Genomic DNA, 15,345 nt, shown 5'->3' with positions numbered 1-15,345 from the left:
CTCATCCCCCGGTTCGTCCTTCCCCGTTCGTACCGCTGACGTTCCTGCCGCCGGTGTTCCTCACACCGGCGTCCGTGCCACCGGCGTCCGGACCGCCGGCGGCGCGTGTGCCGCCCGCTCCGGCCGCGGTGTCGAGCACGCCGGGCAGGGCCGCGACGAACGCGTCCACGGCCGCCTCGCCGATGATCAGCGGCGGCATCAGCCGTACGACATCGGGAGCCGGGACGTTCACCAGGAACCCGGCGCTCTGAGCCGCCTGCTGCACCTGGGGCGCGAGGGGCTCGTTGAGCACGATACCCAGCAACAGGCCCGCACCACGGACATGGGAGACGAGCGGGTGCCCCAGGGACTCGACGCCGTCGCGGATCTTCTCCCCGAGCCGCTTGACCTCGTCGAGGGTTCCGCCGGCCGCCAGCGTGTCCAGAACGGCGAGTCCGGCGGCGCACGAGACGGGGTTGCCACCGAAGGTGGTGCCGTGCTGCCCGGGCTTCAGCAGCCCGGCCGCCTCGCCGAAGACCAGGGTCGCGCCGAGCGGCAGCCCACCGCCGAGCGCCTTGGCGAGGGTGATGACATCGGCCTCGACGCCCTCGGCCTGGGCCGCGAACCAGTGGCCGGTGCGACCGATGCCGGTCTGGACCTCGTCGAGGACCAGCAGGGTGCCGGTGGCGCGGGTGATCTCCCGTGCGGCCGTCAGATACCCCTTGGGCGGTACGACCACACCGTTCTCGCCCTGGACGGGCTCGATGACGACGAACGCGGTCTCCTCGGTGACGGCCGCGCGCAGCGCCTCGGCGTCTCCGTAGGGCACATGGGTGACATCGCCCGGCAGCGGGAGGAATGGTTCCTGCTTGCCCGGCTGGCCGGTGAGCGCCAGAGCGCCCATGGTCCGGCCGTGGAAGCCGCCCTGCGTGGCCACCATGTGCCGGCGGCCCGTCAGCCGCCCGATCTTGAAGGCGGCTTCATTGGCCTCCGCGCCGGAGTTGCAGAAGAAGACCCGGCCGGGGCGGCCCGCGAGCTGGATCAGCCGCTCGGCGAGCGCGACGGGTGTCTCGGCGATGTAGAGGTTGGAGACATGACCGAGGGACGCGATCTGGCGGGAGACGGCCTCGACGACGGCCGGGTGGGCGTGGCCGAGCGAGTTGACCGCGATACCGCCGACGAAGTCGGTGTAGGCGGTGCCGTCGGCGTCCCAGACCGTGGCGCCTTCCCCGCGCACCAGCGAGAGCCCGGGGGTGCCGTAGTTGTCGGTCATCACGTCCTGCCAGCGCCGGACGAGTTCCTGATTGCCCATCATTCCCCCTGAGTCCCTTCGGGTTCTGCCCGGCCGTCGGGCACGACCATCGTGCCGACGCCGTCGTCGGTGAAGATCTCCAGCAGAATGGAGTGCGGCACCCGTCCGTCGATGACCCGGGCGGTGTTCACACCGTTGCGTACGGCGTACAGACAGCCCTCCATCTTGGGCACCATGCCGCTGGAGAGATCGGGCAGCAGCTTCTCCAGCTGGGTCGCGGTGAGCCTGCTGATCACCTCGTCGCTGTTCGGCCAGTCCTCGTACAGGCCCTCGACGTCGGTGAGGACCATCAGGGTCTCCGCGCCCAGGGCCGCGGCGAGCGCGGCGGCGGCCGTGTCCGCGTTGACGTTGTAGATGTGTCCGTCGTCCTCGGCGCGGGCGATCGAGGAGACGACGGGAATGCGCCCGTCCTCCAGGAGGGCCTCGATGACACCCGTGTCGATCGCGCTGATCTCGCCGACCCGGCCGATGTCGACGCGCTCGCCGTCGATGGTCGGCCGGTGCTGGGTGGCGGCGATGGTGTGGCCGTCCTCACCGGTGAGGCCGACGGCGAGCGGGCCGTGCTGGTTCAGCAGCCCGACCAGCTCGCGCTGCACCTGTCCGGCCAGCACCATCCGTACGACGTCCATCGCCTCGGGTGTGGTGACCCGCAGCCCCGCCTTGAACTCGCTCTCCAGGCCGTGCAGGTCGAGCTGCGCGCTGATCTGGGGGCCGCCGCCGTGGACGACGACCGGCTTGAGGCCGGCGTGCCGCAGGAAGACGACGTCCTGGGCGAACGCGGCCTTGAGGTCCTCGTCGATCATGGCGTTGCCGCCGAACTTGACGACGACGATCCGGCCGTTGTGCCGGGTGAGCCAGGGCAGGGCCTCGATGAGGATCCGGGCCTTGGGCAGAGCGGTGTGCTTCCGGGTCGCGCCCTTGGTGTCGGTCATGAGCTGTACGCGCTGTTCTCGTGGACGTAGTCCGCGGTGAGGTCGTTGGTCCAGATGACGGCGGACTCGGTCCCGGCGGCGAGGTCGGCGGTGATCTTCACCTCGCGGAAGCGCATGTCGACGAGGTTCCGGTCCTCGCCGACGGAGCCGTTCTTGCAGACCCAGACGCCGTTGATGGCGACATTCAGCTGGTCGGGCTCGAAGACGGCACCGGTCGTGCCGATCGCCGAGAGCACGCGGCCCCAGTTGGGGTCCTCGCCGTGGAGGGCGCACTTGAGGAGGTTGTTACGGGCGATGGAGCGCCCCACCTCAACGGCGTCGGCCTCCGTCGCGGCGCCCACGACCTCGATCCGGATGTCCTTGGAGGCGCCCTCGGCGTCCCCGATGAGCTGCCGGGCGAGGTCGTCGCAGACGGCCCGGACCCCGGCGGCGAAGTCGTCGTACGCCGGGGTGGTGCCGGCCGCTCCCGAGGCGAGCAGCAGCACGGTGTCGTTGGTGGACATGCAGCCGTCGGAGTCGACCCGGTCGAAGGTGACCCGGGTGGCGTCGCGCAGGGCCCGGTCGAGGGTGGGTCCGTCGGCGTCGGCGTCGGTGGTGAGGACGACGAGCATGGTGGCGAGGCCGGGTGCGAGCATGCCCGCGCCCTTGGCCATCCCGCCGACGGTCCAGCCGTCGCCCCGGTGCACGGCGGTCTTGTGCACGGAGTCGGTGGTCTTGATGGCGATGGCGGCCTTCTCGCCGCCGTGCTCGGACAGCTCCCCCGCGGCCTTCTCCAGGCCGGGGAGCAACTTGTCCATCGGGAGCGTCAGCCCGATCAGCCCGGTGGAGGCGACGGCGATCTCGCCCGCGCTGTGGCCCGGGAGGACCTCGGCGGCCTTCTCGGCGGTGGCGTGGGTGTCCTGGAAGCCCCGGGGGCCGGTGCAGGCGTTGGCCCCGCCGGAGTTGAGGACGACGGCGGTGACCGCGCCTCCCTTGAGGACCTGCTCGGACCACAGGACGGGGGCGGCCTTGACACGGTTGGAGGTGAAGACGCCCGCGGCGGCGCGGCGCGGACCGGTGTTGACCACGAGGGCCAGGTCCGGGTTGCCGTTCTCCTTGATTCCGGCGGCGATGCCCGCGGCCGTGAATCCCTTCGCTGCGGTGACGCTCACTGATTCTCCTTTGTCGCGGTGGTCTCGTGTGCGTTCACGGGGCCACGCCGATCGTGGAAAGTCCGGTGTCCTCGGGGAGGCCGAGGGCGATGTTCATGCTCTGCAGGGCCCCGCCGGCGGTGCCCTTGGTGAGGTTGTCGATGGCGCTGATGGCGATGACCCGGTCGGCGGTGCCGTCGTACGCGACCTGGATCTGGGCGGCGTTCGATCCGTGGACGGAGGCGGTGGCGGGCCACTGTCCCTCCGGCAGGAGGTGGACGAACGGCTCGTCCGCGAACGCCTTCTCGTACGCGGCCCGGACGTCCTGCGCGGTGGTGCCCCGCCTCGCCCGGGCGGAACAGGTGGCGAGGATGCCGCGGGACATGGGCGCGAGGGTGGGAGTGAAGGAGACGGTGACGGGCTCCCCCGCCGCCGCGCTCAGATTCTGGATCATCTCGGGGGTGTGGCGGTGGGTGCCGCCGACTCCGTACGGGCTCATGGAGCCCATCACCTCGGACCCGAGCAGATGCGGCTTGGGCGCCTTGCCCGCGCCGGAGGTGCCGGACGCGGCGGTGATCACGGCCTCGGGCTCGACGAGCCCCGCCGCGTACGCCGGGAAGAGCGCGAGCGATACGGCGGTGGGGTAGCAGCCGGGTACGGCGATGCGCCGCGCCCCCGCGAGCGCCGCGCGGGCGCCGGGCAGCTCGGGGAGCCCGTAGGGCCAGGTCCCGGCGTGCGGGGAGCCGTAGAACTTCTCCCAGTCCGCGGCGTCCGTGAGGCGGAAGTCGGCACCCATGTCGACGACGAGGACGCCGTCCCCGAGCTGCTCGGCGACGGCCGCGGACTGCCCGTGCGGGAGCGCGAGAAAGACGACGTCGTGCCCGGCGAGGACCTCCGCCGTGGTCGGCTGGAGCACTCGGCCCGCGAGCGGCACCAGGTGCGGCTGGAGGCTGCCGAGCGTCTGTCCCGCGTTGGTGTTGCCCGTGAGCGCGCCGATCTCCACGCCGGGGTGCACGAGGAGCAGACGGAGAAGCTCTCCGCCCGCGTATCCGCTCGCGCCTGCCACTGCTGCCCGTACCGCCATCGAAATCCTCCTCATCGATGGCATGACTATACGCTTCGCCGCACTTTTATGCAATCATCCCGGGCGCGCGCCGGTGTGCCGGTGACGTGGCACGTCACCCGGCGGGTGAGCGGTTCACCTGGCGGTGCTGAGCGATCTGGCCGGCGAGCCGAGTATCGCGGCTGGTGAGCGGGGTGATCTCGGTTGGGCGACGGTGGGTATGCCGGTGCGGAGCGGGCGCATAGGATCGCCGGCATGGCGCTGCGACCTGTCCTGGTGAACATCAAGGCTCTCGATGACTCGGCGGTCGGCCGGTTCTGGGCGGAGGCGCTCGGCTGGCGTGTTGCCGGCGAGGAACCCGGCGCGACCGCCGTGCTACCCGCCGGCTTCGATTGGCTGGACCCGGTCACCGTCTGCGTCGACGTCATTGCCGTTCCGGAACCCAAGGCGACGGCGAAGAACCGTGTACACCTCGATCTCGCCACCACCTCCGCGGCCCATCAGGCGGAGCTGGTCGCGCGCCTCCGGGCTCTCGGTGCGACGCCCGCCCACGTGGGCCAGGGCGACGTCCCGTGGACGGTCCTCGCCGACCCGGAAGGCAACGAGTTCTGCGTGCTGGAGCCTCGGGAGATCTACCGGGACACCGGGCCGATCGCCCGGATGGTGGTCGACTGCGCGGATCCGCGGGCCATGGCCCGGTTCTGGGACGAGGCGATGGACTGGACCCTGCACGAGGTGACCGACGATCACGCGGTGTGGCGCTCCGCCAAGGGAGTCGGCCCGTATCTCGAATTCCTCCGCACCGGCGTGAAGACCGTGCCGGACCGCGTCCATCTCGACCTGGTGCCGGACCCCGGTGACGACAAAGCAGCGGAGGTGGCCCGGCTGCGGGCCCTCGGCGCCACGGACCTCGACCTCGGCCAGGGCGACGTCCCGTGGACGTGCCTGACCGACCCGGAGGGCCACGAGTTCTGCGTCCTCGCCCGGTCCTGACGCGGAGCCCTGACGACACCCCGGACTTCCCGGCGCTGCCGCCCGGGACAGCGGTGCCGATCGACGTGAGGCGCGGCCGTCTGATCAAGGACAGGGACCTGGTGACGTTCGCCGCGGCAGAGCGGGCGGCGGCCGCGGCCGGATGGCGCACGCCGCCCACCCGCCTGCATGCCGGGTAGCGCGCGGCGGGCGGATCGAGCCTCAGCCCTTGACGGCCTCCGCGATCCGCTGGGCGGCCTGGGCGGGCGTGAGGTGCGTGGTGTCGACGACCTCGGCCTCGCCGTGCAGCCAGGTGCGGGCCGCCTCGGCGTAGGGCTCAAGGTACTTGAGACGGAACGGAGAGTTGGGGCCGAGAACGGTGTCGCCCGCGATCCGCCCGCGGAGGCTGTCCTGGTCGGCGTGGAGGACGAAGTGCCGTACCGGAATGCCATGCCGGGCGAGGCCCGAGCTGATCTCGCGCCAGTACTCCTCGACCAGGACGGTCATGGGCATCACCAGGGTGCCGCCGGTGTAGTCGAGTACGCGGCGGGCGGTCTCCACGACCAGCGGCCGCCACGGCGGCCAGTGCTGGAAGTTGTCCGTTCCCGGCAGTCCGGGCGTGATGTCCATGAGCGTCTCGCCGACCTTCTCGGCGTCGAACACCCGTGAATCCGGGAGGAGCGGCTGCAGAAGTGCGCTGGTCGTCGTCTTGCCTGCACCGTGGGTGCCGTTGAGCCATACGATCATGGATCCGACGCTAGTGGCGTGCGGGCCGCGGGCCTGTGCCGGTCCTGTCACAGAACGGGCACGGCAGAAGACCGGTGCGGCTTCGACGTCTCATCGGCGCCGGTCACCGGGTGCTCCCAGGGTGAACCGCTCAGCCCCGCCGAGTCACGCGCTCATCCGCAGGCTCAAAGACTCGGTCTCACGTGCCGTGGCTGAGCGCGCCCGGCCGGACGGGGCCGCGCCGGATCTACGCCCTGCTCGGCTCGGGCACCAGCTCCGCCATCACCGCCGGTGGCAGGGACGGGTCGGCGGCAGCCGCTTCCACCACACGTCCCGGTCGTCGTCGGCGAGCAGGTCGACGACGGCCTGCGGCGGGAGGGCCGGGTGCCCGGCGGCCGCCGGCCGTGCCCGCCTGTCCGCCTGTCCGCCTGTCCGCCTGTCCGCCTGTCCGCCTGTCCGCCTGTCCGCCAAACAGGCGAGCGGTGCCGGGCGACCGCGCGCAGCCCCCAGCCGCGACCGGTGATGCCCGGGGATCCGGGCGTACGCGGAGAAGGCAGCGGCCCCGCGCGAACAGCCGCCCGTGGCACCGGAGCCGTGCGTCCACCGCCGCATGCCGGGTCCTTGCGCACGTCAGCCCCTGCGGGCTCCCGGGGGTCGCGGTCCGGTGGGCCACAGGACGCAGCAGAGTGCCGCGAGGAGTTGGACGGCCGCGGCAGCCAGCAGGGCGCCCGGCAGGGAGCGGGCCGCCAGCGGGCCCGCGACGGCCGCGCCGAGCGCGAAACCCGTGATCTTGAGGCTCGCGCCGGTGGTGAAGATCTGGCCGCGCAGCCGCTCGGGTGCCTCCCGGTGGCGGATCGCGAACAGCGCGGTGAGCTGCGGGCCCTCACCCACCCCGACGAGGACGACGGCGACGGCCAGGGGAACGGGCCGGGCCGTCGCCGCGAGAGCGAGAGCCACGGCGAGGACGACGGTGCTCCCGGCGACGACGGTGTCCGGGCTCAGGAGTCGGGGGCGGCGGGCGAGCACCGCGTTCGCCCCGAGCGCGGTCAGGGCGATGCCCGAGAGCAGGACCGTGCCCCGGTCCGCGCCGCCGAGGGCCCGCTCACCCAGCAGGGGGGCGCAGGCGACGAGCATGCCCTGGCCCGCGCAGGAGACGGCCGAGGCCGCCGTCGCCCGGGCGAGGGGCCGTATTCCCGCGATCGCCCGGAATCCGGCGGCGAGATCGGCGGGGACGGAGGCGCCGGACGCGGGGAGCGGCTCCGGCCCGGACGTCACTGCCGGCTCCGGCCCGCACGCCCCGGGACGTTCCGCGCCTCCGGCGGGAGCCGGCGTGGCCTCGGAGGAGGCCGGCGTGGCTCCGGCAAGCGGGTCCGTGGCTTCGGCGTCGACCGCGAGGGGAACGGCCCGGCCCGGGGCTCCGGAGGCCGGTACGGGCCGGGCCGGGCGGGCACCGGACGCGCGGGGGTCCGCCGCCGACACCCCGGGAATCGCCCCGCGACCGGTCCGGCCCGATGCGCCGGGGCCGGTCCCGGGGACGGCGCGCACCACGCGGCCCCCGCCTCCGGCAGCCCCCGGCAGCGTCAGCGCCGCCGGCAGGGCGAGCCCGATCAGTACGGCCGACATGACCACCCCCGCCGCCGCGCCCGCGAGATGGGCGGCGGTGCCGGCCAGGGCGGGGCCGAGCAGACCGGCGGCGTTGTACGTCATCGCGTCGAAGGCGTTCGCGCGCGGGAGGGCCGGGGGCGGGACGACCCTCGGAAGCTGAGAGGTCCAGCCGCCGGCCAGGGCGGGACCCAGCAGGCCCGCGAGGACCGCGATGGCGACCGTGGGGGCGATCGGGAGCCGGCCCAGGGCGAGCAGGATCACGAGCAGGGCCGTGCCGTATCCGGCGAGTGCCGCCGCCAGCAGTCGGCCGGGGTTCGGGGAGCGGTCGAGGAGCACCCCGAACAGGGGGCCGCCGACCGCCGCCGCGATCGTGATGCCCGCGAGCAGCGAGGAGGCCGCGACCTCCGAACCGGTGACGGCGAGGGCGGCGAGCATCAGGGCGGGGCCCGACATCTCGTCGCCGGTCCGGGCCGCCGCCGCCCCGACGGCGTAACTCCACCATCCGTAACGCTTGTGCATGGTGGTCACGTTACGCAGGTAACTCAAACCTTCACCAGATGCGTTACCTTCGGGGGGTGGTGACAGCAAACGACAGGGCAAACGGCCCGGCGGACGACAGGGCGGACGGCCCGGTGAACGGCGGGGAACCCGGCACCGCCGGCGGGGCGGCGCACGGCGCGGCGGACGGCCGCTGGTCGGCCCGGCACTCGGTGCAGGCCGTCGCCCTGCGGACGGCGGCCCTCGTCAACGCCCTGACCGGCGGGGATCCGGACCCGGACGCCATCGCCGCGGTGCTCCGCGCGCACGGCGAGACCGGACGCCTCCGCGTGTCGCACCGGGATGTCGCCGAGATGCGTACGGCGGCCGGTCAGCTGCGCGAGGTGTTCGCGGCCCGGAGCGTCGACGAAGCGGCCGAGCGGCTCAACGGACTGCTGCCTCGGAGCACCGGACGGCTGCGGCTCAGTTCCCACCGGGGAGCCTCGCCCTGGCACCCGCATCTCGACGGCGACGACGACGCGCCGTGGGGTGAGTGGTTCCTCGCCTCGTCGTGTCTGGCGCTGACCGTCCTCGTCTGGGACCGGCAGCGTCCGCCCGGCGGGGTCTGCTCCTCGCCCTCCTGCCGGAACGTCTTCCTCACCCAGGGCAGCGGGCCGGTGCGCCGCTACTGTTCACGGCGGTGCGCCACCCGCGAACGGGTCGCCGCCCACCGCCGGGCCAGGAGGTCCGCCGGCCCGGAGTGACGGCGGCTCCCCGCCGACGGCCCGGCTCATCGCCCGTCATCGCGCGGCCCCGGACCACCCCGCGCAACCCGCCCCCGGACCACCCGGCGCGCACGGCCCCGGATCAGCCGCCCCGGACTACGCGGCCGTCTGGAGGCACAGATTCCAGTAGCCCGACCTGCCGCTGAGGACCACGGTCGACAAGGGGCGGACGTCCACGTTCCAGTACGACGTCGGCGGCGCCTGGAGCGCGTACACCAACGCCGCCCGTACGACCGCGGGTTCGGCGACGGCGACGACGGAGCCGCCGTCCTGCGTGGGCCGGGTGTCGAGCCAGCCCCCTATGCGCCCGATGAACGCGAGGAGGGACTCGCCTCCGTGCGGCGCCGAGCACGGGTCGGCGAGCCAGACGTCGACCGCGGCCGGCTCCCGTGCGGTGACCTCCGCGAGGGTGGAGCCGCGCCAGCGGCCCATGTCGCAGTCGCGCAGGTCGGGTTGTGCCATCGGGGCGAACCCGAGCGCCTGGGCGGTCGCGCGGCTGCGGACGGTCGGCGAGCAGTACCGCAGTTCGGCGGCGTTGAGCGGTACGAGGGCATGGGCGGCGAGCTGCACCTCGTACCATCCGGCCTGATCGAGCGACCGGTCGTCGTCGAAGCGCTCGGCGAGCAGTGAGGCGCTGCGAGCGGCAGCCACCAGCGTGATCCGAACACTCATGGCGCGATGGTGAGCGGCGGGAGCCGCGCGGGTCAAGGGACAGATCGCCCACCCTGGGCGGGACCGCGTGCCGCCGCCCCGGATGGTCACACCACGGACCGCCCCGGCCCGGGGCCGGACCCCTCCCGGACCAGCACCTCGTCACAGGCCGTGCGCAACCGGCGTACGCCCTCGGCGATCTCGGTGATACCCGCCACTCCGGCGAAGCTGAGCCGGACATGTCCGGCAGGGGGCTCGGCGGAGAAGTACGGCCGGCCCGGGGCGAGCGCCACGCCCGCGCGCAGGGCGGCGGAGAGCAGGGCGCTCTCGTCCGCGCCGTCGGGCAGGCGCAGCCACAGATGGTGGCCGCCGGACGGGACGTACGGCAGGGACAGCTCCGGCAGCCCGCCCAGCAGCGCCCCCGCCAGGGCGTCCCTGCGGTCCTTCAACGCGGCGGCCACCGTGCGGAGATGGCGGTTCCAGGCGGGTGCGCCGACGAGTTCCAGAGCGGCTTCCTGGAGCGGGCGGGCGACGAAGAAGCTGTCGACGACGTGGATGGCGCGCAGCCGCTCCAGTACGGGTCCGCGTGCCGCGAGCATGCCCACCCGCAGGCTGGGCGAGGTGACCTTGGTCAGCGAGGCGACATGGACGACGACACCGTCGTGGTCGTCGGCGGCGAGTGTGCCGGGCAGCGGCCCCGCGTCCGCGTGCACGAGCCGCCGTGCGAAGTCGTCCTCGACGACGAAGGCGCCGGCGGCCCGGGCGATCCGCAGGACCTCGGCGCGGCGGCCGGGGGCGAGGACGGCTCCGGTCGGGTTCTGGAAGAGCGGCTGGCAGATGAAGACCCGGGCGCCGGTGGCCCGGAAGGCGTCGGCGAGCAGTTCCGTGCGCACTCCCCGGGAGTCCACGGGGACGGGGACGGGCCGCAGTCCCGCCGCACGGGCGATGGCGAGCATGCCGGGGTAGGTGGGCGACTCGACGAGGACGGGCGCGCCGGGCGGGGCGAGCGCGCGCAGGGCGGTGGTCAGGGCGGACTGGCCGCCGGCGGTGATCAGCACGTCGGCGGAGGTGACGTGGCCGCCGAGGCCGCGGGCGAACCACTCGCGCAGTTCGGGCAGGCCCTCGGCGGGCGGGCGCCCCCAGGCGCCGGGGCGGCGGCCCGCCCGGGCCAGGGCGCCGGCCATCGCGCGCTCGGGCTGGAGGGACGGGTGCAGATAGCCGCCGTTGAACTCGACGACACCCGGCGGGGGCGCGGCGAGGGTGGCGAGCACGCCGGAGGCGTCGACGCCGCGGGGTACGAGTTCGCCCGCGACGGACGCGCTGAGGGTGACCTCCTGCCAGGAGGTGTCACCGGCGGACGGGGTCCCGGGGCGGGGCCGGGCGCGGAAGGCGCCGGCGCCGGGGCGGGTGACGACGAGCCCTTCGGCGGTGAGGCGGGCGAGCGCGCGGGAGACGGTCACCGGGGAGACGCGGTAGCGCTCGACGAGCGCACGGCTCGACGGCAGCTTTCCTCCTGGCGAGTAGCGGTGAAGCTCACTTTTCAGGGCTTCGGCCAAATCCTGCACACTGCTACGCTCTTGCATGACAGTACAGGATAGCGCTACTCACTCCTCCCCGATAGCGGTCACCGCAGCCGCGTCCGGTCGCGGAACCCTGCTCGCCGCACTGGGTGTGGTCGCCTTCTCGCTGACCTTCCCGTCCACGGTCTGGGGGCTGGAGTCCTTCGGGCCCTGGTCGCTCGTGGCGCTGCGGAGTGTGCTGGCCGCACTGATCGCCGGCGGGTTTCTGCTGGCCCTGCGGGTGCGGCCGCCGGAGCGCCGCCACTGGGGCTCCCTCGCGGTCGTCGGCGGTGGTGTGGTCGTCGGGTTCCCGCTGCTGACGACACTGGCGCTCCAGACCTCCACGACGTCCCACGCGGCGGTGGTGGTGGGGCTGCTGCCCCTGACGACCGCAGTCTTCGCGGCGGTACGCACCGGCCGCAGGCCCTCGCGTACGTTCTGGCTGGCCGCGCTCGCCGGGGCGGCGGTGGTGATCGGGTTCACCGTGTCGCAGAGCGGCGGCGGGCTCCACAGGGCGGATCTGTATCTCTTCGGCGCGCTCCTGGTGTGCGCGGCGGGGTACACCGAGGGCGGGCGGCTGGCCTCGGTGATGCCGGGGTGGCAGGTGATCGGCTGGGCGCTGGTGCTGTGTCTGCCGTTGGCGGTGGCGGGGGCGGCGGCGGGCCTCTCGTACGAGCCGGTGCGGCTGACCGGGCAGGGCGTGGTGGGGCTGGTGTGGGTGGCCGGGGTGTCGACGTTCTTCGGGCTGTACGTGTGGTACCGGGGCATGGCGGAGATCGGGATCGCCCGGGCGAGCCAGCTGCAGCTCGCGCAGCCGCTGCTGACGCTGGTGTGGTCGGTGGGGCTGCTCGGGGAGCGGCTGTCCCCGGCGGCGCCGGTGGCCGCGGTGGGGGTACTGGTGTGCATCGCCGTGACGCAGCGGGCGAGGGCGTGAGAGCGGGTGTGTGCGGGGCGTGAGGGCGGTGCGAGGACGCGGCGCGGGCCCGAAGGGCCTCGCGGTCGTAGACTCGGAAGAACGGAAACCGGCTTCGAGGAGGTCACTCCCGATGCATGCGAACGTGGGCGACAAGCTGCTGGTGCACGGCAGGACCGTGGGGCAGCACGACCGGACCGCCGAGGTCGTCGAGGTGCTGGGGCAGAAGGGCGATCCGCCCTACCGCGTCCGTTTCGACGACGGGCACGAGGCGCTGGTGTCCCCGGGTCCCGACACCGTCGTCAGGCCGCACGAACGCGCCTGATTCCGCTCCGGGTCAGCGCCCGGCCGGGCGACGCTCCGGCCGGGCCGGGGGCCTGCGCGGATCTCACGCGGGCGGCAGGGCCGTCTCGCGGTAGTGATCGGCCACCACCCGCGCCATCGCGCCGATGCGGTCCGTGGCGACCTCCCCGGCGGAGAAGAAGCAGTGGCCGCGGACTCCGCCGTAGCCACGGGCCAGCGTCAGATGGCGGGAGAGCTCCGCCGGGTCCTGCCAGGGCGCGGCCTGGGCGGGGTCGCCCGCCTTGTACAGGGCCTCACCGATGTAGAGATCGACGCCCGTACCGCGTACGAGATCGTTCCACCAGGGCAGCAGCTTGGCGTAGTCGGCGGCGGCGAAGCCGATGTTCCAGTAGATCTGCGGGACGATGTAGTCGATCCAGCCCTTGGTGACCCAGGCGCGGGTGTCGGCGTGGAGATCGTCGTACGTCTGCACACCCGCGCGGGTGTCGGAGCCGAGCGGGTCGGTCGAGGCGTTGCGCCAGACCGCGAAGGGGCTGATGCCGAAGACGGCGTCCTCCCTCGTCTCCCTGATTCCCTCCGACATCTCGCGGACGAGCTTGTCGATGTTGTCGCGCCGCCAGGACGCCCGGTCGGAAAAGCCCGCGCCGTGGCGCGCGTAGGCGTCGGCGTCGTCGAAGGTCTGTCCGGCCGCGGGATAGGGGTAGAAGTAGTCGTCGAAGTGGACGCCGTCGATGTCGTAGCGGCGCACGGCGTCGAGCATCGCCGTCCGGACGAAGGCACGGACCTCCGGCAGGCCGGGGTTGTAGTACAGCTTCCCGTTGTACGGGAGCACCCAGTGCGGGTTCTCCCTGGCCGGATGCCCCTCGGCGAGCCGGGAGGGGTCGGTGTGGGCGGCGACGCGGTACGGGTTGAACCAGGCGTGCAGCGCGAGACCCCGGCGGTGGGCCTCCGTCACGGCCGTGCCGAGCGGGTCCCAGCCGGGGTCCTGGCCCTGGACGCCGGTGAGATACCGCGACCAGGGCTCGTGCGGGGAGGGCCACAGCGCGTCCGCCGACGGCCGTACCTGGAAGACGACCGCGTTCAGCCGGCGGGCGACGGCCGTGTCGAGGCGGGCGAGGAGTTCCGTGCGCTGCCGGGCGGCCGTGAGGCCGGGCTTCGACGGCCAGTCGCGGTTGGCGACCGTGGCGAGCCACATCCCGCGGAACTCCCTGCGCCCGGCACCCCGGCCACTCCCGGGGAGGGCCGCCGCGTCACCGGCGGTCGCCAGCCCGGCCAGGGCACCCACCCCCGCCATCAGCACCTTCCTCCTGCCAACACTCCCCATACGGCCGATATATCCCATATTCCGCTCCGCGCTCTGGTGATACGTCCTCGATGCCGGTCGCTGTATCCGCACAGCGTGCCCACCCCTGGGCGGCTCCTCCCCCGTGCCCGGAGTAACGTCGTGGAGTCGAGGCGGGCGCCGGAACCATACGGGATTCCCGCACGGAAACAGCGAAAGGCACGAGGTGACGGACTCAATGGCCGACATTGCACGCGTCGGAGTGGTGGGCTGTGGCCAGATGGGCGCGGGTATCGCGGAGGTGTGCGCCCGCAGCGGCCTGGAGGTGAAGGTCGCCGAGACCACGGGCGAGGCCCTGGAGATCGGCCGGACCCGGCTCCACAACTCCCTCTCGAAGGCCGCCGAGCGCGGCAAGATCACCGAGGAGGAGCGCGACGCGGCCCTGGAGCGCCTGAGCTTCACCACGGATCTCGGGGAGTTCGCCGACCGTGATCTCGTCATCGAGGCCGTAGTGGAGAACGAGCAGGTCAAGACCGAGATCTTCCAGGTACTCGACCAGGTGGTCACCCGGCCCGACGCGATCCTCGCCTCCAACACCTCCTCCATTCCCCTGGTGAAGCTGGCCGTCGCGACCTCGCGGCCCGATCAGGTGATCGGTATCCACTTCTTCAACCCGGCCCCCGTGCAGAAGCTGGTCGAGTTGATCCCGGCGCTGACGACGTCCGACGAGACGGTCAGGCGCTCCGAGGCCGTGGTCGGGCAGTTGCTCGGCAAGCACGCCATCCGCGCCCAGGACCGCTCCGGCTTTGTCGTGAACGCTCTCCTCATTCCGTATCTCCTCTCGGCCATCCGGATGTTCGAGTCGGGCATCGCCAGCCGCGAGGACATCGACAACGGCATGGAAATGGGCTGCGCCCACCCGATGGGGCCGCTGAAGCTCTCCGACCTGATCGGCCTGGACACCGTGGCCTCGGTCGCCGACTCGATGTACGCGGAGTTCAAGGAGCCCCTGTACGCCGCTCCCCCGCTGCTCCAGCGGATGGTGGACGCGGGGCGCCTCGGCCGCAAGACGGGGTCGGGCTTCTACCCGTACTCCTGACTCCCGAGGCGCCCGCGCTCCCGTCGCGGGCGGCCATCAGCGGCGTCGGCCCTGATCAGCGGCGGCTGTCTGGCCGCGAGGCCGCTACCGCCATGTGGTGAGTCGTCGTTCCGGGAAGACGCCGGTGAACACGGCTGCCCGCGCGCGGGACCCGGGGGCCGAGGGGTTTTCCGATGTGGCCGACGGCGCCGGCGGAGCAGCCGGGGGCGGCGGTTTCGCCGCCACCCACATCAGGCGTCTGGACGTCCATGGTGATGACGGCGGAATCGTCGTGGTCGAGTAGCGCTGTGAGAGCCTCCGGCTCGGAAGGTGCGGTCACCACCTCTTGGGCGCGTGTGGACACCACGTGGGTCATCGCGAGGTCCTCCAGGCGGGTACGACTGTCCCCGAGCCGGACGAGGGTGTCCGGGAACCCTGTCCAGGAGCCGGCCTCGAACACCGGTCCGACAGGTCAGTCTCCGTACTGTCGATGATCTCCGCCCACCTTCGCACCGAGGTACTCGATGACCTCGGCACGCGTCCGTGACCCCATGCCCGGGGACGGCCGGGCACCGCGC

At 73.1% G+C, this 15,345-nt stretch carries 14 protein-coding genes; 5 read left to right on the top strand and 9 right to left on the bottom strand.

All coding sequences use genetic code 11. From position 1 onward, the window contains the following. Window position 1 precedes the first annotated feature (1 nt). Genes ACFYT4_RS19995 through argC form a run of 4 tightly spaced genes read right to left on the bottom strand, consistent with a single transcriptional unit; the run spans window position 2 to window position 4,437 of the window. Window positions 2–1,291: an acetylornithine transaminase gene (locus ACFYT4_RS19995; protein WP_389270504.1), complete on the bottom strand. Its 1,290-nt coding sequence runs from the start codon at window positions 1,289–1,291 to the stop codon at window positions 2–4. After that, window positions 1,291–2,223 carry an acetylglutamate kinase gene (argB, locus tag ACFYT4_RS19990; protein ID WP_389270297.1) on the bottom strand — a complete coding sequence of 311 codons (933 nt, stop codon included), beginning with the start codon at window positions 2,221–2,223 and terminating at the stop codon, window positions 1,291–1,293. Before argB ends, ACFYT4_RS19995 begins: the two co-directional genes overlap by 1 nt. Beyond that, window positions 2,220–3,374 (bottom strand): bifunctional glutamate N-acetyltransferase/amino-acid acetyltransferase ArgJ, encoded by a 1,155-nt coding sequence (gene argJ / locus ACFYT4_RS19985; RefSeq protein ID WP_389270294.1) that lies wholly within the window; start codon window positions 3,372–3,374, stop codon window positions 2,220–2,222. Before argJ ends, argB begins: the two co-directional genes overlap by 4 nt. A gap of 34 nt (window positions 3,375–3,408) precedes the next feature. Then, entirely contained in the window at window positions 3,409–4,437 is a 1,029-nt protein-coding gene (gene argC, locus ACFYT4_RS19980) for an N-acetyl-gamma-glutamyl-phosphate reductase (protein WP_389270291.1), read from the bottom strand. A 234-nt stretch (window positions 4,438–4,671) separates the two neighbouring features. Between argC and ACFYT4_RS19975 the strand changes: the two genes are divergently transcribed. Next, a complete protein-coding gene (locus tag ACFYT4_RS19975) occupies window positions 4,672–5,409 on the top strand; it encodes a VOC family protein (RefSeq protein ID WP_389270288.1) in 738 nt (245 codons plus the stop codon). Window positions 5,410–5,610: 201 nt separating this feature from the next. Here the strand turns inward: ACFYT4_RS19975 and ACFYT4_RS19970 are convergent, their stop codons facing one another. Together ACFYT4_RS19970 and ACFYT4_RS19965 are read right to left on the bottom strand one after the other, a co-directional pair. Beyond that, complete coding sequence (locus ACFYT4_RS19970) at window positions 5,611–6,135, bottom strand: ATP-binding protein (RefSeq protein WP_389270285.1); 525 nt, start codon at window positions 6,133–6,135, stop codon at window positions 5,611–5,613. Between the two features lie 609 nt (window positions 6,136–6,744). Next, a complete protein-coding gene (locus ACFYT4_RS19965) occupies window positions 6,745–8,238 on the bottom strand; it encodes an MFS transporter (RefSeq protein WP_389270282.1) in 1,494 nt (497 codons plus the stop codon). Between the two features lie 191 nt (window positions 8,239–8,429). Here ACFYT4_RS19965 and ACFYT4_RS19960 point away from each other — a divergent pair, with 191 nt between their 5' ends. Beyond that, window positions 8,430–8,960 (top strand): CGNR zinc finger domain-containing protein, encoded by a 531-nt coding sequence (locus ACFYT4_RS19960; protein WP_389270501.1) that lies wholly within the window; start codon window positions 8,430–8,432, stop codon window positions 8,958–8,960. 117 nt (window positions 8,961–9,077) lie between these two features. Here the strand turns inward: ACFYT4_RS19960 and ACFYT4_RS19955 are convergent, their stop codons facing one another. Further along, window positions 9,078–9,653: a histidine phosphatase family protein gene (locus ACFYT4_RS19955; RefSeq protein WP_389270279.1), complete on the bottom strand. Its 576-nt coding sequence runs from the start codon at window positions 9,651–9,653 to the stop codon at window positions 9,078–9,080. Window positions 9,654–9,739: 86 nt separating this feature from the next. Then, window positions 9,740–11,215 (bottom strand): PLP-dependent aminotransferase family protein, encoded by a 1,476-nt coding sequence (locus tag ACFYT4_RS19950; protein WP_389270276.1) that lies wholly within the window; start codon window positions 11,213–11,215, stop codon window positions 9,740–9,742. On the opposite strand from ACFYT4_RS19950, the gene ACFYT4_RS19945 reads away from it, so the two are divergent. Both ACFYT4_RS19945 and ACFYT4_RS19940 read left to right on the top strand, forming a co-directional pair. Then, on the top strand, window positions 11,214–12,125 hold the full coding sequence (locus ACFYT4_RS19945; protein WP_389270273.1) for a DMT family transporter: 912 nt from the start codon (window positions 11,214–11,216) through the stop codon (window positions 12,123–12,125). The genes ACFYT4_RS19950 and ACFYT4_RS19945 overlap by 2 nt on opposite strands. 112 nt (window positions 12,126–12,237) lie before the next feature. Then, window positions 12,238–12,429 carry a DUF1918 domain-containing protein gene (locus ACFYT4_RS19940; protein WP_389270270.1) on the top strand — a complete coding sequence of 64 codons (192 nt, stop codon included), beginning with the start codon at window positions 12,238–12,240 and terminating at the stop codon, window positions 12,427–12,429. 63 nt (window positions 12,430–12,492) lie between these two features. Here the strand turns inward: ACFYT4_RS19940 and ACFYT4_RS19935 are convergent, their stop codons facing one another. After that, a complete protein-coding gene (locus tag ACFYT4_RS19935) occupies window positions 12,493–13,731 on the bottom strand; it encodes a glycoside hydrolase family 10 protein (RefSeq protein ID WP_389270267.1) in 1,239 nt (412 codons plus the stop codon). A 196-nt stretch (window positions 13,732–13,927) separates the two neighbouring features. Between ACFYT4_RS19935 and ACFYT4_RS19930 the strand changes: the two genes are divergently transcribed. After that, complete coding sequence (locus ACFYT4_RS19930) at window positions 13,928–14,788, top strand: 3-hydroxybutyryl-CoA dehydrogenase (protein ID WP_389270264.1); 861 nt, start codon at window positions 13,928–13,930, stop codon at window positions 14,786–14,788. The last annotated feature ends 557 nt before the right edge of the window (window positions 14,789–15,345 follow it).

This window comes from Streptomyces sp. NPDC004609 (genome assembly GCF_042873655.1).
Classification (GTDB): Bacteria; Actinomycetota; Actinomycetes; order Streptomycetales; family Streptomycetaceae; genus Streptomyces.
This window is presented reverse-complemented; position numbering and strand designations above follow the sequence as displayed.

Excerpts from the sequence above, each read along its gene's own strand:
- ACFYT4_RS19945 (WP_389270273.1), top strand. The coding sequence starts at position 11,214 with ATGACAGTACAGGATAGCGCTACTCACTCCTCCCCGATAGCGGTCACC.
- ACFYT4_RS19970 (WP_389270285.1), bottom strand. The coding sequence starts at position 6,135 with ATGATCGTATGGCTCAACGGCACCCACGGTGCAGGCAAGACGACGACC.
- ACFYT4_RS19955 (WP_389270279.1), bottom strand. The coding sequence starts at position 9,653 with ATGAGTGTTCGGATCACGCTGGTGGCTGCCGCTCGCAGCGCCTCACTG.
- ACFYT4_RS19965 (WP_389270282.1), bottom strand. The coding sequence starts at position 8,238 with ATGCACAAGCGTTACGGATGGTGGAGTTACGCCGTCGGGGCGGCGGCG.
- ACFYT4_RS19930 (WP_389270264.1), top strand. The coding sequence starts at position 13,928 with ATGGCCGACATTGCACGCGTCGGAGTGGTGGGCTGTGGCCAGATGGGC.
- ACFYT4_RS19940 (WP_389270270.1), top strand. The coding sequence starts at position 12,238 with ATGCATGCGAACGTGGGCGACAAGCTGCTGGTGCACGGCAGGACCGTG.
- ACFYT4_RS19935 (WP_389270267.1), bottom strand. The coding sequence starts at position 13,731 with ATGGGGAGTGTTGGCAGGAGGAAGGTGCTGATGGCGGGGGTGGGTGCC.
- ACFYT4_RS19995 (WP_389270504.1), bottom strand. The coding sequence starts at position 1,291 with ATGGGCAATCAGGAACTCGTCCGGCGCTGGCAGGACGTGATGACCGAC.
- argB (WP_389270297.1), bottom strand. The coding sequence starts at position 2,223 with ATGACCGACACCAAGGGCGCGACCCGGAAGCACACCGCTCTGCCCAAG.
- argC (WP_389270291.1), bottom strand. The coding sequence starts at position 4,437 with ATGGCGGTACGGGCAGCAGTGGCAGGCGCGAGCGGATACGCGGGCGGA.
- ACFYT4_RS19950 (WP_389270276.1), bottom strand. The coding sequence starts at position 11,215 with ATGCAAGAGCGTAGCAGTGTGCAGGATTTGGCCGAAGCCCTGAAAAGT.
- ACFYT4_RS19975 (WP_389270288.1), top strand. The coding sequence starts at position 4,672 with ATGGCGCTGCGACCTGTCCTGGTGAACATCAAGGCTCTCGATGACTCG.